The sequence below is a fragment of the Mucilaginibacter sp. SJ genome, from assembly GCF_028993635.1.
Classification (GTDB): domain Bacteria; phylum Bacteroidota; class Bacteroidia; order Sphingobacteriales; family Sphingobacteriaceae; genus Mucilaginibacter.
Map to the genome: position 1 here is coordinate 518561 of NZ_CP118631.1, position 16150 is coordinate 534710.

Genomic DNA, 16150 nt, shown 5'->3' on the forward strand with positions numbered 1-16150 from the left:
GATTTTTCATGCTCATACAACAAGTCTCGCGGTGTATTGTTCGACATTGATTTTAAGTCCGTTATGTGGAGGATTTATCGCGTTGAATCACTCGTTACCAGATTAAGCCCAACCAATACTTTGCTTTTATCGGAAAGGTCGCCAACCAATATACGCATGGGGGCCGGCAGTTTTTTAATCAGGGTGGGTACGGCTATGATCTGTTCGCCTTCGGCCAGGTGAGGATGTTCCAGCAGGTCGATGATCTCGACGGTGAATTGGTCTCTTAACTCGGCCTCGCAATACTTTCTGAGGTTTTCGATGGCCTTGTTGGATTTTTGAGTTTTTCCTGCGATGTACAGGCACAGTTTGTATTTTTTAGCTTCCATAACAATTTCAAGGTTATTTAAGCCTTTGTATAACAAGCTTGTAAAGCAGTATATGTTTTAATAAGGCGTAAATATTCCTGTTCATCATCAACTATAACTATTTGAGCCTTTATACAAAGGCTCAAATGACAGACCTGTTTTTATCCTGCAATAGTATGGAACAAAAAGCGTTTTAAACTGTAGTATCTTAAGCTAACATCAAGTACCTGCTGTTTTTTGGCCGGTCAGCGCACCTTAATCCCTTATCGCGCTGCCTATCCAGGTGAAGTCCAGGCCACAGTGAAAAATCTCTCTCTGTTTACTAAAATCATTAATCATACCAGGATGTGCCCGGTTATGGATCGTTCTATTGCTTTTAATCTATTTTTATGCTGATCATCCTCTCATTTTTTGTTGCCCACTGGTTCCTGTCCCTGTTCTTTCAAACATTTTTCCAGCACCGGTATGCTTCGCACCGCATGTTCACAACCAATAGGTTTTGGGAACGGGTGTTTTATTTACTGGCCTACCTGTTTGAAGGCGCTTCTTTTTTAAATCCCCGTGCTTATGCTTTAATGCACCGGGCACATCATGCTTACAGCGATACCGAACAGGACCCACATTCGCCGCATTTCTTCGTGGATGTTTATCAAATGATGAAGGCGACCATTATCACTTTTGGTGATTATGTGAAACGCATTAAAGACCCCGAGGCGCAATTTCCCGGACACTACCCGGAATGGCCGCTGATCGACCGGATGGGCTCGTCATTGTTGTCACGGCTTTTATTTGGCGCGGCCTATACCATGTTCTATATCTTCTTTGCGCCCTATTGGTGGCTGTTCCTGTTACTGCCCATCCACTTTATGATGGGGCCGATCCATGGCGCTATCGTCAACTGGTGCGGGCACAAGTACGGTTATACCAATTTCGATAATAAAGATAAGTCTAAGAACACCACACCGTTTGATTTCCTGATGCTTGGCGAACTGTTCCAGAATAATCACCATAAGCATCCTAATAGCGCCAACTTTGGCACACGCTGGTTCGAGATCGATCCTGTTTACCCGGTGATGAAAATTATGCACTGGTTGCGCATCATCAAGCTGAGAAAAGTTTATTGACCCAATATTAACAATTTAAAATAACAATCATGAGTAAAGATAAAGGCAGTAAAAATGTAAAAAAGGCACCGGCCACAGAAGGTAAAAAGGCAACTTCAGATTACCAGGCAGGTAAGAAAAGCGTATCAAAAGACGATGTGTCTATTAACAAAAAGAAATAATCATGAGTGATCAAACCATTGAATTCCAGGCAAAGATCTATGTCTATGACCTGAAGAACTGTGCACGTGAATTTGGCTTCAAAGCCGGTGAGGATTGGGAAGTTGGCATGGCAACCAGCGAAGAAAAGACGTCTATCGAGAACCGGTATTTCCCGACGCTGTCTGCAAGTGTACTGCCGGAGATGCTGATCGAAATGTTCCACTCGGTTAAGGCCAAATTAACCCAACAGATAGTCGGATTGGAAAAGAATTTGGATACGGCTGCGATTCGCCGCAACCACTTACAGTACCTGATAGCCTATAACCCCAAGAGGCTGCGACGCTAAGCAAAAATGAAGATGAGAACTAATAGTATATTTCAAGCGGCCTTGTTTCTGCTATGCTTTATTCCTGCTACGTTGCTGGCACAGGACGCATCAAACATGATCCCCAAACAAGGCACGGTGAAAGATACGTCGCGGCAAACCGACCTGATCGATATCGCAAAGAACCTGTTTAATATCAATCCTAAGGAACCGAGGGTACAGCGGGAAAAGAAGATATATTTTACTTTCCTGCCTATTCCGGGCTCGGTACCTGGTGGTGCGGGAAGAGCATTGATCACCAGTACCACGGCCGGCACTTACCTGGGGCCGCAAAGTACGACGAATCTATCCAGCGCTAGTTTTGCACCTTACTGGAATCTGAAGAGTCGTTTTGGTCTTCCTTTACGTTCCAGCATTTGGTTGAAGGATAACACCTGGAATATCCAGGGTGATATTCGTTTCTTAGTTTATCCCCAATATACCTGGGGCCTGGGCAGCAAAAATGCGCCTAACGATAAGACCCTAGTTGATGATAATTATATTCGTTTTTACCAAAGTGCGCTCAAGCAGATCACACCTTACTTTTTTGCGGGGGGCGGTTATAATATCGACTACCGGAGCAGTATAAAAAGTGATGACCCGGCAGTCGACCTAAAGCAGTTTACCGGCTATGCTTATGGCACTGGTGGCAGCTCTGTTTCTTCGGGTATTAACCTGAACCTGTTGTATGATACCCGTAACAATTCTATTAACCCGTTGCCAGGTTCTTATGTTAACGTTGTCTACCGTATTAATCCGAAGTTCATGGGGAGCAATGATAACTGGAATTCCTTGTACGTCGATGTCAGAAAATACCTGCCGCTGAATCCGGCTAATAAGAATCAGCAAAACATGCTGGCCTTCTGGTCATACTTCTGGACGGTGTTCAATAGTAACGCGCCATATCTGGATCTGCCCAGCATTGGCTGGGATCCTTATAATCGTTCGGGTGAGGGTATGGATCAGAACCGTTACCGCGGGAAATCCTTATTTTACGTGGAAAGTGAATACCGGCGGGATATTACCGACAATGGCTTACTGGGTTTCGTGCTTTTTGCCAATGTCAATACTGTCAGTGGTTCAGGTACTTTATTTAAATCCTGGCACCCGGCCGCTGGCTCCGGGCTGCGGATAAAATTCAATAAAGGATCCAATACCAATATCGGCATCGATTATGGTTTCAGCAAAGGGTATAATGCTGTGGTGTTGAATATCGGCGAAGCATTTTAATCAACGGCTTGTTTACCAAAGTTGGGAGGGGAGTCCTTCGGGGTTCAAATGATCAATCTAAATATTTGATTCCTGACGACTTGTGTTTTAGTTAGCGAAAAATGACTACCAAATCCTTATTTATCTTCACAATAATCCTTTTACCCAATAATTATAGCTGAAGAAAAAATAAGAGAAACGGCTTCCCCTAATCCGGATATATAGTTGTAAATTTGATCTCCTACTTTACTCATCTCTAAGAATTTAATAAATTCTAATACCGCTCTTTAAGTTCATGCCATGCTGAAAGTCGATCCCCATCACATCATTGCCATTGGCGCCTCCGCGGGCGGTATGGAAGAGATCAATTCCTTTTTTGATCACACCCCTTTAGATGGGGTATCCTATGTAATTATTCAACACTTATCAGCCGATTTTAAAAGCAGGATGCTCGACTTGTTGACCCGACACAGCAAGCTTATTGTTGAGGAAGCCGAAGATGGCATGAAAGTGCAATGTAACCAGGTATACCTCATCCCCAGCAATAAATACATGACCATACGCGGGGGAAACCTGTATTTAACCGAAAAAGAAAAAATCCAGGGCCCGCATTTAACCATCAACACCTTTTTTGAATCCCTTGCTGAAAGCTATGAAAAAAAAGCCATTGGCATCGTGCTGTCTGGTTTAGGATCCGACGGCACGGAAGGTATAAAAGCCATAAAAAGAGCAGGCGGAATGGTGATGGCCCGCGACCCTAAAACTTCGGAGTTTAGCAGTATGCCCACCCATGCTATCGCTACGGGATTGGTTGATTTTGTATTGGAACCCGCCTTAATGCCCGGGGCGATTGAAGATTATGTAAAACAAGAAGGAAATTCAGTAACAGATAATCGGGATGATGAGAAAGATCTTTTGGCCATTATCGACCTGATCAAAGAAAGATCGCCGCTTGATTTTTCGGACTATAAACAAGCAACCATATTACGACGAACAAAAAAAAGAGCTTCGATCCATAATTTTAATACGCTGGGAAAATACCTGAGCTACTTAAAAGAAGCTCCCCTGGAGGTAGACGCCCTGGCCAAAGAGTTCCTCATCAGCGTTACTTCCTTTTTCCGGGATACAGAAGCTTTTGATTTTATACAAAATAAGGTATTACCCGATATACTGGAAAAACTAACCCCGGACGAAGAACTGAAAATGTGGGTTGCCGGCTGCGCTACAGGCGAGGAGGTTTATTCATTGGCTATATCGATAGCGGAACAGTTAACGGGTCGATTATCGGACACCGTAGTAAAGCTATTCGCTACGGATATTGACAGCGACGCGTTGATTCATGCGGGCAAAGGGGTTTATAGTAAAATCATTTCCAAAAACATGTCCCAGGAACGGCTCGAAAAGTATTTTTTTAAAGAGGGTGAGAACTACCGGGCAAAGTCGGTTATCCGTAAAATGGTGATCTTTGCCAAGCATGACCTGGTAAAAAATCCGCCTTACTGCAATATGCACCTGATCAGCTGCCGTAACCTGCTCATCTATATGGCGCCTGTTTTGCAAAAGAAAATATTTACCATGATGCTTTTCGGGCTTAAAAAAGATGGTTATTTATTTTTAGGATCGAGCGAAAACCCCATGCCCATTATCAAAAACCTGGAAGTGGTCAATAAAAAATGGAAGATCTATAAAAACCTCGAAACCAAACGGGCTATAAGCTTTGAAGCATTCTCCATGCCCGATGTGCCGGATACCAAACACACGCCGCCTCACTTTTCATCCGGCGCAGCTAAAAACACCAATCATAATAATTTGTCCGAAGAAATTCATGAAAGCCTGGCCAACAAGCTGGATTACCTGGCTGTTTGTATTGATGAACATAACCAGGTGGTGCGCTCATACGGAGATACTACAAAATACCTGCTCCATAAACATTTCAGTTCTGACCTGACCGAACTTTTACCAAAACCTCTTGCCGTAGCTTTCAACACCCTGAGCACAGAGGTTTTAAAAACAAACGAAAGTGTTGTGCTTAACGGCATAAAAATTAAACGGGGTCAGCATATGGTTAGCGTTAGCTTGTCCATCAGTCCATTAATATTAAAAGGCAGGGAAAAATTTTTATGGGTAACTTTTAGTGAGGATAAATCTGCCCTGCCGATACAAAAAAACGCCGTATATGATGAAAAGATCTACCTGGATCAATACATCGTTAACCTGGAAGAGGAACGGAAGGAATTAAAGGACAAACTTTATGCCTCTAATGAAAAGCTGGATGCTTCTAATGAGAACATGCAATCTTTTAATGAGGAGCTGATCTCGGCCAATGAGGAAATGCAAAGCACTAACGAAGAAATGCAATCCGTAAATGAGGAACTGCATACCATTAATTCAGATTACCAGCTAAAAAATAAAGAACTGCTGGAAATTAATGACGATTTGAATAATTATTTCAGGAGTAATATCAACGGACAACTATTTATTGATAATGAGCTACGTTTAATGAAATTTTCGCCTGGAACGGTAAAACAGATCAACCTGCTGGAAACGGATATCGGCAGGCCGCTCAGCAATATTTCTACCAATATCAAATTCGAAACCATTATAGACGATATTAAAAAGGTATTGGCAGAAGGGTGCGTCATTACTAAAGAAATTGAAACCAATAACGGTAAATGGTACCAGATCATGACCATGCCTTATGTGCAGCAGGCAGACCATATTAACAATGGCGCCATCATTACATTTAATGATATCACAGAGTTAAAAAGGATCCAGCAGGAACTGGATATCAGCAATAAAACACTGGGCATGGCTATCGACTCTGCCCAAATGGGAATCTGGTCAATAGACGTAGAAACCCGGGAGTTTATTCCATCACCGCGCCTTAAAGAGTTGTTTGGTTTTCATGCCGATGAGCCAATGAGCTATGAATCAACCATTGGCCAGATTGATAGTACCTATCAGCCAGGTGTAACAGGTGCTATTGAAGCGGCCATTACCCGTGGGGAAGTATGTGATGTAGAATTTCCGCTGAAGGGGTTTCACGATGGAAAACTGCGTTGGGTGAGGGCTAATGGAAACCTTACGCACGACCAGGATGGCAAACCGGGATATTTTACAGGAGTAATGCATGATGTTACCGTGCACAAGCAGGATGACATCCGAAAAAGTGATTTTATTGCCATGGCGAGCCATGAGCTCAAAACACCGTTAACAACGCTACGGGCCTATGTACAGATGTTAGCTGCCAAAGCTGATAAAGCCGGGGACGCTTTTGCCGTTGGTGCACTGGAGAAGGCTAATATACAGGTGAAGAAAATGTCGGCTCTGATCAATGGCTTTTTGAGCGCATCGAGCTTTGAAGCAGGTAAAATTTACCTGAATGAGCAGCCTTTTGAGTTGAATACCTTACTGAAGGAAATTGTGGAGGACATGATATTGATCACCCAAAGCCACTATATTATTGTAACTTCCGATTGTAATATAATTGTTTGTGCCGACAGGGACAAGATAGGTCAGGTGATAACCAACTTTTTAAGCAATGCGATCAAGTATTCGGCAAAAGGAAAAAGCATCACAGTTTCCTGCCGGGAAACGAAGGACGTAGTTGAGGTGAGCATAACAGACGAAGGCTTGGGCATAGCGCCACAGGACCAGGAAAAACTGTTCGATCGTTATTACCGCGTTGAAAACGAACAAACACAAAACATTTCGGGTTTCGGGCTGGGCCTTTACCTATCGGCCGAGATCATCCAAAGACATAAGGGTAAAGTATGGGTGGAAAGCGAAATGAATAAAGGATCAACATTTTACTTTAATTTACCTTTATAGCCGTGGATTAATGAATACAATAGGTCATATTCATCATGTAAGCAACCAAAAGGGCGTAGCTGGGTAAAATGTCAAGGCCGAGGCAAACCTACAAAAAACAAAATAGCCTCGCTCGCTGTAGCCTTGACATTTTATCCCTGCTTAGGCCATCTTCGCGTTTGTGGTGAATGTGGATTGTTTTCTTTCATTGGCAAACAAACGTTATATCTTGGGAAGAAAAAAAGCCAAGAGGCCGTTACAAATGAGATATATTTAATATGTCCAGTTATCGCTTAATTCTACCGCCTTGATCTTGCCCATTATTTTGCTTTAATTGTTGTTTTTGTTCCTCCTTTTGATCTTCAAGAAGTTTCTGAGATTGTTTTAGATCTATGCTTTTTATCAATTTGTTGACCCAATCCGGCAATTGTTCAGCTCGTTCTTTGAAATGACCTTGTTCTAGGGTTAAGTAAGAACTTAATTTGATATCCTGCTCATTTGTCGGGAAGCCTTTAACGATATGTACAGAATCAAAAGCAAAATAATAACGCTCTAAATTTTTAAGTCCCGATTCATAGTTTGCTTTAATATTGTCGAGACTAACTTCATGTCCGCCATTCAAAACCCGGAGTTTTACCCGGTCAATAGATGCTTCCACGTTATCGAGACCGAAAAATATTAACCGGGTTGCATAGCCCTGGTCCTTAAATTCCTTTACCGAGTTCATCACATCAGCCGACCTGAAATTGGTTTCAAATGCGCAGTCGATACGTTCCTTTTTTGCCTTATTTTTCCAGTCCGAAAAAATGTGTCCGTTTACAGCCTCAAAAAGATTCCCGCTGTCTGTAGTTGGAAATTGCTGCCTTAGCAGTGCTATTTCTTTATCGCCATCAAATATAGGCGTGCCAGGTGCAAGCATACTAGCCGACAACGTGCTCTTACCGGCACCATTGGGTCCGGCAAAAACATACAATTGCGGTTGTTTCATTAGAAATTTCTTTTGATCGTTTGGGTATGGCCTGTATCTGCATCCACCTTCACCAGCTCTCTGTGGTCAGCATATTGGTGAATAAAAAGATCTTTTGATGTACAGTATTTGTCGTCTTGATAGATGTTGTATAAACCTTGCTGTAAATTGGCGGTTTCTACCTGTTCAATTTCATGATGCAGCCATTTTCCCTGCTCCTTTAAGGAACGTTCAAAAATCGGTTTAAATGTTAACTGCTCCATAAGCCGGTGTAATTCACAATTTTTATCTACTGAGGGTGCTATCTTTGACCATTGCTTTAAAGGAATTAAAACGCCCATGGGCTCCTGTTCAGAATTGACAAAGATGCTGAGTGTGTCATGTTCGGCGAACTCATTCAAATTTAAGGATTTCTTCATGATGTTACAAGTTTTAATGTTGACTATTCATTATGCTTAGCCCTGCTTTTACGCACTTTTGCTTTGTTTTTTGGAGGTTTATTTTCTTTGATTGGGGCATTTCCGGACGCACTTACGACCGTTTCGCCAAATTGCCTGGCCATCCTAAGTTCATGAGCTTCAAATGCAAAACCAATGGTCGTTCCTGTTAAAACAGCAACTAACAAGATCAGCATAAAATAGATAATCAGTATCCACTTTGATTTAGCCTCAAAATGATGATGATGCTCAACAGGTATAACCTTAGGAATGGCTTGTATTCTATTGTCCAATTGATCTAATCGTGCCTGCCATCTTTCTTTAGCGTAGTTCTCGTTGAGCAGCGCCAACTGACTACCTACGTGTTTGAGCTCGTCTTTATAATCAGGAATATAAACCTGAGGATATAAAGAGGATTTTGTTTCCATTGCCAATTGTCTTTCCTGAAGTTCTCTATTGTCCTTGATCAATTGATTAATGACCTCTTCCTGTGTATTTAATTTTTCTAATGCTTCGTCTTTCATGTTGTCTGGGATTAGATTTAATATTCGAGCTACCTGCTGATACGATAATCTTGGTCATGACCAGGACCCTTGCCTTTTTTTCGTTTTTTCCTTCGGTAAGCGTCTTCATCTGTTGAAACCTGTACGGAGAACTGTGGTTCCAACAATATTGATAGAATCGAGTTATTATCCCGATGAAACGTCGGTCCTTTCGACATTGCCTCGCCTTGATGGTAACTGCGTACGGCTCCCCGTAATTGTCCGACAAATTGCCGCTGCCTTAATTTCTGTTCTTGTTGTTGGATCGCTCGTTGTTCAATACTATGGCTTAGCTTACCATAGCTCAAACTCCGATCGATCTCTGATCCTTTGAATTTATAATCGTCCTTACCGAAGCTGACACCTTGTATTTCCCGACTACCGCTTTTGTATTTATATAGCATGCCGATACCTTGTTTTTGTAATTGCTGCTGCAATTCATCCATATTATTAACTTTTTGACTTGCTATTTTAATGGCATCATAAAGCTCATATTTCACTTTATCTATCCCTTTGAGTTGCTGGCGGTTCACTTGTTCTTTGCCTTTTGACAAGTACATATCATGCTTTAGGGTCAGCGCTTTGGCTACTTTAATGTTTAATTTCCACTGAAATTTGTCGGATATGGTTTGACCTTGGTTATTTACCCGATTATAAACGATATGCAGATGCGGATGATCCCGATCTTTGTGCCTTACCATTAACACTTGTGTATCCAGGATCTTCATTTTATACAAGTACTCATTGGCAATATTGATCATCAGATCGTTATTAAGCTTACCTGCATCATTGGGGCTCCAGCTCAAAGCAATATGGCCGACAGCGTTTCCAAGGTCAGGATTTAGCTTTCGCTGCATATTAAAGTCCGCAATAGTATGATTAACCTGATCGGCCCTCACGCCATCTGCATACAAGATCTCTGCATCTTTCTTTTGTACATTGTACCTTACACAACCTGCAAAACTTTTACCCGGTTTAGGAATTTTCCCCATCATGATTAAAATATTTTATCGCTATATCAATTTCACTTAAGAGGTTTGCACATTTCAAAGCAATGCTAACAATACCATTAGCATGAGCTAACTTGGTTAACTGGTTGAGATTATTAGCTAAGCCTGACAACATTCGGAGCAATTGCATTTCTTCTGGTTTCAGGCGGGTCGTTACCTTTGCGTTCTTAGCGGCTGCCCGGAGCCAGCTACTCGAACGCATACCTGCTTCCCGGGCTTTTGCTTTAATCAGGAACTCTTCCGTTGGTGTTAGACGGATTTTCATTTCTTTTTCACGCCTGACTTTTAATCGGGGCCGACCGCCTTTATGTCTCAGCCGGTCCGATTTGATAGTTGTATTTCGCTGTTCTTTAATAATCGTGTTCATTGATTCCTTCCTTAGTGACACATATAATAAACTACATTCTTTAACTCTTATCCCTTTTGCGACCAACGGGAGTAAAAGGCAAGTTTGCCCCCTTGCCGAAGGCTTGGGGGAGTTTTTGCGGGAGCAAAAACACAAACTTGCTCCTTACAAGCGAATAAAAAACCGCTACCCCTGAAAGCGGGGATAGGCGGTATATCTGCATATCTCAAACTGCTTTAGATCCGTTGGCTTTTAAGCCATCCGGCCAATAAATCAAGCTGCCTTTTGCAGGGTGAAAAGACGGCTGATAACGGATGTAACCATACTCGTCCAATTCCCTGATGCACTTGTGATAAGTAGCAATGGATGCTGTTTTAGAAAACGCCATTACCGACTTTCGGGTGATGGCAAAAGGACTAACAAAGCCATCCTGCTGCCAAAAAATAAATAATGAAGTGAACAAGCTTACATGGGTGGCCTGTACCCGCTTGTCCGTTCCCATGCGCTTAATAATGTCGCTGTAACCATTTAATTCTTTTGAGATAATCATTGCCCGTTCTCCTCCAAAATCTTGTTAATGTCCTCTAACTTGTAAAACATGATGCTGCCCATTTTAGTGAAGCGTAGTGTACCGTTTATGCGTAGATTCTGTAAAGTGCCGGGTGATATATTTAGCATCTTCCTTACCTCGCTGCTCTTTAGCCATTTTTTAGGCTGGCTCTGTCCCGGCTGTACAATCTGCTTTATCTCTTTTAATAAATCTTCCAACCGCCTTAAATCCTCTCTTGTGACCAATTCCACATTCATCTGTCATCCTCCTTTAATCTTTAATAGTTTGTTGCATGGCATTGAGTACCTCACTTTTTTTGAAGTACACCCGTTTATGCAGGCGCAAATAGGGTAAGCCTTTTTTCATCCAGTCGGTAAGCGTTACCAATGACACGCCGAGTTCGGCGGCAAGTTCCTGCTTGGATAAAAGTTTTTCTGAATCCTGCGGCTGGCTGCCGCCTGTTTTAAAGTGTTCCTGTAGTTCTGCCCTGACTGCCTCACGTATGCATTGGCTTAGGGCGTTTGTGCTGAATATTTCCATAGCCTTTGATTTTTGTTCAAAGGAATAATGAAAATGAACTTTTTCGTTACCATGCAGATTCGCATGGTTAAATTGGGGTGGTTTGAGTTAAATTGCAATTCTGTGCAATTATCTCATTATCAATAAAATGACAGATGGTGTTAAACAAAGGGGCTAAGCGAAAAGCAAGCTATATCAGCTTCGCTTTTTCGCTTCAACTATTTGGAAAAGCTGTGATTTGGTGGGAACAGCGGCTGACCTGCCGCTGGGTTCATCAGGGTTGCCGGGGAAATATCGCCGTATGGTTTCAAATTTAATTTCCCTGTTGCCATGCCGGAAATTCTTACAGATCATCTTTGTCCAGACAGTTTGTGTTTGTGAAAATACAAGTTCCTTACCATTCAATTCTAATTCCTGCATTTTCTTTGCGAGGTCAACCACGGTCAAAAGATAGCCCTCCTGAATATTAATAAAGTCTTCGGTTTCTAATTTCCTTGCAGCTTTAAGTTCTTCTTTTAGCTCGGCATTTTGTTCTTTCAAGCTTCGGATTTCACCTTCTTTATCTGCAATGATTTCATCCTTGGTTCGGCCTGTGTTCCATTGGTCAATAGTTTTAAGATAGGCTAAGAAACTTTTTAAATGCTGTTTATTTTTAAACTCCATTGCGTGCCTGGAAGTGTAGCGGTTTTTTACTTTCAGTTCGGCGGTGGCATCGTCAATTATTTCCCAAACGTGTGTGAAAAATTCTTTTTCTTCGGCATCGGGATAATTCTTCAGAAAATCGTCAAGATGGTATTGATAAAAAGCAGGAAACTCTGCTTCCTGCTTATCATATAGCCTGTATAAAAAATGATTGTCTTCGTTATCTTTCGGCCAAAACAAGGGACGGCCTATGTCGTTGCTATCTTTGGAAAAATCGGCCCAATGACGATGTTTAAAATATTGTGCTCTCATAAACTTGTTTTTTAGGTAGATAACAAATTTACGTAATGACTTTGTTTAAAATGAGTCTTAAAAACCGTCTGGTTTAAAGCCAATTGCTTTTCGTGGCGGTTGGTTGTCTTTTTTATCGATTAGCTCGTCAAGATAACGGAATACTATTTCCATATTCTTATCCTGATTATCAAGCTTGGATTTTATCTTTTCAATAGCTAACCAAACTTCCGTTTGCTCGGCATAGACCTCCCTTAGCCTGACAAAAACATCTATAATCCGAATACTTACCTTTACCGCGCTTTCACTTTTAAGCACATTAGATAACATTAAAATACCATGTTCCGTAAAAACAAATGGCAAGTATTTGGAATGTTCCCCTTTCTTTAAGGTCGCATTTTGCGACCTTAGAAGTTCATTTTCTTCTTTTGTCAACTCAAACATATAGTGGTTTGGGAATCTGTTCAGATTTCTATTGACTTGTTGCTTAAGCTTTTTTGTTTCTGTACCATACAATTCTGCCAAATCTTTATCAAGCATTACTTTCTGCCCTCTGATATAAAATATCTTAGTCATGATTACTTCATCGGGTATTATTTGATTTTCCATTATTTTCTTGTATTTTAAAAAAGGAGAAATCTCTAAGGTCACATTTTGTGACCTTAGAGATCATAAGATTAAATTGCGGCGTATTTCTGTCTAATGGCGGCCATGTCCTGGCTAACTTTTAAATCCAATATTTTTGCGTAGTGCTGTGTAGTTTTAATATTGGTATGACCTAGCATTTTGCTTACGCTCTCTATAGGTACACCGTTGGATAGTGTAACGGTAGTGGCAAAAGTATGTCGGGCAATATGAAAAGTCAAAGGTTTATCTATGCCACAAATCCCTGCTATTTCTTTTAAATAAGCATTCATTTTTTGATTGGTACTTACTGGAAGGGCTTTACCTAAATTACTGCAAACTGGATGATCTGCGTATTTATCAAGTAGAGTTAAGGCAGATGGTAATAATGGAATACGGCTTGGGGTGTCTGTTTTTTTACGTTTTGTGAATATCCACATTTCTCCATCCAGACCTTTGACAATTTCGTTGCGTTTAAGCTTGTTTACATCAGCATAAGCTAAACCCGTAAAACAGCAAAATAAAAAAATATCTCTTACCTGGTTTAATCGCTCTGTTGAAAATACTTTGTCGGCTATAGCTTGCAAATCATCTCCATTCAGAAAAAACCTGTCAACCTGCTTAATCCTTATTTTGTAATTGATAAATGGGTCTTTGTCTAACCACCCGCTTGATAAGCAAATACCAACGATTTTTTTGAAATTCTTTATGTATTTAAAAGCAGAGTTATTAGCGCAATTGCGTTCTGAACGGAGATAAAACTCGTAATTGGCAATAAAATCATGGTCGATTTTTTTAATATCTATATCCGACACTTTGTATTGCCACTGCAAATATTCTTGTGTGTGTTTTAGTGAGGTTTGATAGCGAATTGAAGTACCTGAGGCATACTCTTTACCAACTAAAGTGGCAATTTTCTTGTTGTGGTCTTTAAATACGTCTATAAGCATTCTTGTTTTTTCGCTTTTACCCAATAGCCTATCTCTAAGAGTTTCAGCGGTAATACTGCTTTTTGCTTCGGTCAGTTGACTGTGCGCCTCGTACACTTGTTTTTTCAAAGTGTCTAAGTAGGCATTAAAAGATTTAGTGTCCTCCTTAGTCCCTTTTAATCTTCCCGCAATGCTGTTCCACAGACTTGGCTCACATTCCCGCCCTGTGGTAGTTTCGGAACGTTTACCGTTTACGGTAATACGTAGATAAATCGGCACCAGGCCGGCTTGATAGTTTTTTGGCTTTTTTAAATAAAAAAGCAAGCTGAAATTAGTTTTCATAATGTTTTAAGCATTAAAAAGTGAAACAAAATTAAGCTTGCAATCACATCTGTACAAGATGTTCAAAATTTGAATATCTTGATTATCAAATAGATATGCGGTTTTGGTGAGTAAAGAATCTCTAAAACATACTCACCGAATTACGCTCCATTTTATCGCGAATTGATGAATAATATAGTCATTTGACTAAAAAACAAAAGCCTGCAATCATTTGATTTGCAGGCTTTTAGTCTGTTTTAATACTGAATTCAGTGGAGCCGGAGGGATTCGAACCCTCGTCCAAACATGGTATAAGGTAAGCTTTCTACATGCTTAGCTTCTGTTTAATTGTAGGGAAGGGGAAGGTCAGCCGCTTACCTGTACCGTCTTCCTTAGGTGCTTTATCTTACCCGCTTATCACACCCTAAGCAGGCCAGTTTCATCTTTCGATGCCCCGATTGCCGATCCGGTGAAACGGAAAATCGGCGGGACAAAAGCTATGCTAATTCTAAATTAGGCAGCTAAGGCGTAGTTATTTTCGCCATTTGTAAGTTTGAGCGTTCAGATTAAAGCGCTAATTCACCCAACGCGCTGCATGCTTACCTACTTATCTCCATCCTGTCAATTCCGGTCGACCCCATTTATTGGAGCTTAAATCTGAAAGGATAAAACAAAAAGCCATCAAAGATATAAAATTTTAGCTAACTGGGCAAATTCAAACGCTTTCTGCCTTTTGCTTTAAGCTTTCAGCTACCACGCGGCCCGGATAAACTTTCAATGCTTCATCCAAACAAATCATCGCTTTTTTAAGGTCGTTATTATTTAAGACGTATGCCATACGCACTTCATTTAATCCCGCGCCCGGTGTGCTGTAAAAGCCGGTGGCAGGGGCCATCATCACCGTTTCATTGCTGAGGCTGAAGCATTCAAGCATCCATTGGCAAAACTTGTCGGCATCGTCAATAGGTAATTTGGCAACCACATAAAAAGCCCCGCCCGGATTAGGGCAATAAACGCCATCCATTTTGTTCAATGCATTAACAAGTGTGTTGCGCCTGCTGGTATATTCTTTATTTACGGCTTCAAAATAGCTATCCGGAGTATCAACTGCAGCTTCGCCGGCAATTTGTTCAACCATGCCTGCGCTTAAACGGGCCTGGGCAAATTTTAAAGCTGTGGTACGCAACTCTTTATTTTTAGTGATCAGACAGCCTAACCGGGCGCCGCACGCGCTGTAGCGTTTGCTTACCGTATCCAATATTACAACGTTTTCTTCAAGCCCATCCATGTGCACCGGTGATATAAATGAACGGCCATCATAGCAAAACTCGCGGTAAGCTTCATCCGAAAAAAGGTAAAGGTCATGCTTTAAAACCAGTTGTTTCAATGCTTCCATCTCTTCTTTTGAGTATAAATACCCGGTAGGATTGTTAGGATTGCATATGATGATGGCCCTGGTTTTATCTGTAATCAGTTTTTCAAATTCGCTGATAGGAGGGAGCGCGAAACCATTATCAATGTATGACAATATAGGCTTAACCACAATATCGCCCTGGCTTGCAAATCCATTATAATTGGCATAAAAAGGTTCAGGGATAATCACTTCATCGCCCGAATCAAGGCAGGCCATCATGGCAATTGTAATCGCTTCCGAACCTCCTGTGGTAACAATAATATCTTCGGGAGTAATATTATAATCCAACTTGTTATAATATTCAGTAAGCTTTTTGCGATAGCTTAATGTGCCCTCACTTGGGGTATAGGCCCAAACCTTAAAATCAATATTTTTAATGGCATTCAGCATGCCATCGGGTGTTGCAATATCGGGTTGGCCGATGTTGAGATGATACACCTTTTTCCCATCCTGCTTTGCTTTATCAGCAAAAGGTGTCAATTTACGTATCGGTGATGCGGGCATCCGCTGCCCTTTTTTAGATATTTTTGGCATCCTGCAAAATTACTAAAAATGAAAATATT

Annotated in this window: 18 protein-coding genes and 1 other RNA gene; 5 read left to right on the forward strand and 14 right to left on the reverse strand. The window is 41.2% G+C overall.

Annotated features, from left to right (window positions below):
- Positions 1-74: 74 nt before the first annotated feature.
- Positions 75-368 (reverse strand): circadian clock KaiB family protein, encoded by a 294-nt coding sequence (locus tag MusilaSJ_RS01850; RefSeq protein WP_274988375.1) that lies wholly within the window; start codon positions 366-368, stop codon positions 75-77.
- A gap of 371 nt (positions 369-739) precedes the next feature.
- Here MusilaSJ_RS01850 and MusilaSJ_RS01855 point away from each other — a divergent pair, with 371 nt between their 5' ends.
- The 5 genes from MusilaSJ_RS01855 (at position 740) to MusilaSJ_RS01875 (ending at position 7016) form a co-directional block, all read left to right on the forward strand.
- Entirely contained in the window at positions 740-1471 is a 732-nt protein-coding gene (locus MusilaSJ_RS01855; protein ID WP_274990432.1) for an acyl-CoA desaturase, read from the forward strand.
- A gap of 29 nt (positions 1472-1500) precedes the next feature.
- Positions 1501-1632, forward strand: coding sequence for a hypothetical protein (locus MusilaSJ_RS01860; RefSeq protein WP_274988376.1), 132 nt, complete (start codon positions 1501-1503; stop codon positions 1630-1632).
- Between the two features lie 2 nt (positions 1633-1634).
- Positions 1635-1958 (forward strand): hypothetical protein, encoded by a 324-nt coding sequence (locus MusilaSJ_RS01865; RefSeq protein ID WP_274988377.1) that lies wholly within the window; start codon positions 1635-1637, stop codon positions 1956-1958.
- Between the two features lie 12 nt (positions 1959-1970).
- Positions 1971-3206, forward strand: a complete 1236-nt coding sequence (locus MusilaSJ_RS01870) for a BamA/TamA family outer membrane protein (RefSeq protein ID WP_274988378.1) — start codon at positions 1971-1973, stop codon at positions 3204-3206.
- Between the two features lie 279 nt (positions 3207-3485).
- On the forward strand, positions 3486-7016 hold the full coding sequence (locus MusilaSJ_RS01875; protein ID WP_274988379.1) for a chemotaxis protein CheB: 3531 nt from the start codon (positions 3486-3488) through the stop codon (positions 7014-7016).
- A 265-nt stretch (positions 7017-7281) separates the two neighbouring features.
- Here MusilaSJ_RS01875 and MusilaSJ_RS01880 read toward each other — a convergent pair whose 3' ends face one another.
- From MusilaSJ_RS01880 to MusilaSJ_RS01940, 13 genes are all read right to left on the reverse strand, one after another.
- Positions 7282-7983 carry an ATPase gene (locus MusilaSJ_RS01880; RefSeq protein ID WP_274988380.1) on the reverse strand — a complete coding sequence of 234 codons (702 nt, stop codon included), beginning with the start codon at positions 7981-7983 and terminating at the stop codon, positions 7282-7284.
- Positions 7983-8381 carry a hypothetical protein gene (locus tag MusilaSJ_RS01885; RefSeq protein ID WP_274988381.1) on the reverse strand — a complete coding sequence of 133 codons (399 nt, stop codon included), beginning with the start codon at positions 8379-8381 and terminating at the stop codon, positions 7983-7985. Before MusilaSJ_RS01885 ends, MusilaSJ_RS01880 begins: the two co-directional genes overlap by 1 nt.
- A gap of 23 nt (positions 8382-8404) precedes the next feature.
- Positions 8405-8923 (reverse strand): hypothetical protein, encoded by a 519-nt coding sequence (locus tag MusilaSJ_RS01890; protein WP_274988382.1) that lies wholly within the window; start codon positions 8921-8923, stop codon positions 8405-8407.
- Between the two features lie 29 nt (positions 8924-8952).
- Positions 8953-9936, reverse strand: a complete 984-nt coding sequence (locus MusilaSJ_RS01895) for a relaxase/mobilization nuclease domain-containing protein (protein ID WP_274988383.1) — start codon at positions 9934-9936, stop codon at positions 8953-8955.
- A complete protein-coding gene (locus tag MusilaSJ_RS01900; protein ID WP_274988384.1) occupies positions 9917-10318 on the reverse strand; it encodes a plasmid mobilization protein in 402 nt (133 codons plus the stop codon). Before MusilaSJ_RS01900 ends, MusilaSJ_RS01895 begins: the two co-directional genes overlap by 20 nt.
- Before the next feature lie 205 nt (positions 10319-10523).
- Positions 10524-10799 carry a hypothetical protein gene (locus MusilaSJ_RS01905; RefSeq protein ID WP_274988385.1) on the reverse strand — a complete coding sequence of 92 codons (276 nt, stop codon included), beginning with the start codon at positions 10797-10799 and terminating at the stop codon, positions 10524-10526.
- 44 nt (positions 10800-10843) lie between these two features.
- Positions 10844-11104, reverse strand: coding sequence for a helix-turn-helix domain-containing protein (locus MusilaSJ_RS01910; protein WP_274988386.1), 261 nt, complete (start codon positions 11102-11104; stop codon positions 10844-10846).
- A gap of 13 nt (positions 11105-11117) precedes the next feature.
- The gene (locus MusilaSJ_RS01915; protein WP_274988387.1) at positions 11118-11387 is read right to left on the reverse strand and encodes a helix-turn-helix domain-containing protein; all 270 of its coding nucleotides are present in this window, start codon (positions 11385-11387) and stop codon (positions 11118-11120) included.
- A 174-nt stretch (positions 11388-11561) separates the two neighbouring features.
- Entirely contained in the window at positions 11562-12320 is a 759-nt protein-coding gene (locus MusilaSJ_RS01920; RefSeq protein WP_274988388.1) for an SH3 domain-containing protein, read from the reverse strand.
- Positions 12321-12377: 57 nt separating this feature from the next.
- On the reverse strand, positions 12378-12908 hold the full coding sequence (locus MusilaSJ_RS01925) for an ORF6N domain-containing protein (RefSeq protein ID WP_274988389.1): 531 nt from the start codon (positions 12906-12908) through the stop codon (positions 12378-12380).
- Positions 12909-12976: 68 nt separating this feature from the next.
- On the reverse strand, positions 12977-14194 hold the full coding sequence (locus tag MusilaSJ_RS01930; RefSeq protein ID WP_274988390.1) for a site-specific integrase: 1218 nt from the start codon (positions 14192-14194) through the stop codon (positions 12977-12979).
- Between the two features lie 249 nt (positions 14195-14443).
- Positions 14444-14812: a transfer-messenger RNA gene (ssrA, locus tag MusilaSJ_RS01935) on the reverse strand.
- A 76-nt stretch (positions 14813-14888) separates the two neighbouring features.
- Positions 14889-16121, reverse strand: coding sequence for a pyridoxal phosphate-dependent aminotransferase (locus MusilaSJ_RS01940; RefSeq protein ID WP_274988391.1), 1233 nt, complete (start codon positions 16119-16121; stop codon positions 14889-14891).
- Positions 16122-16150 lie beyond the last annotated feature (29 nt).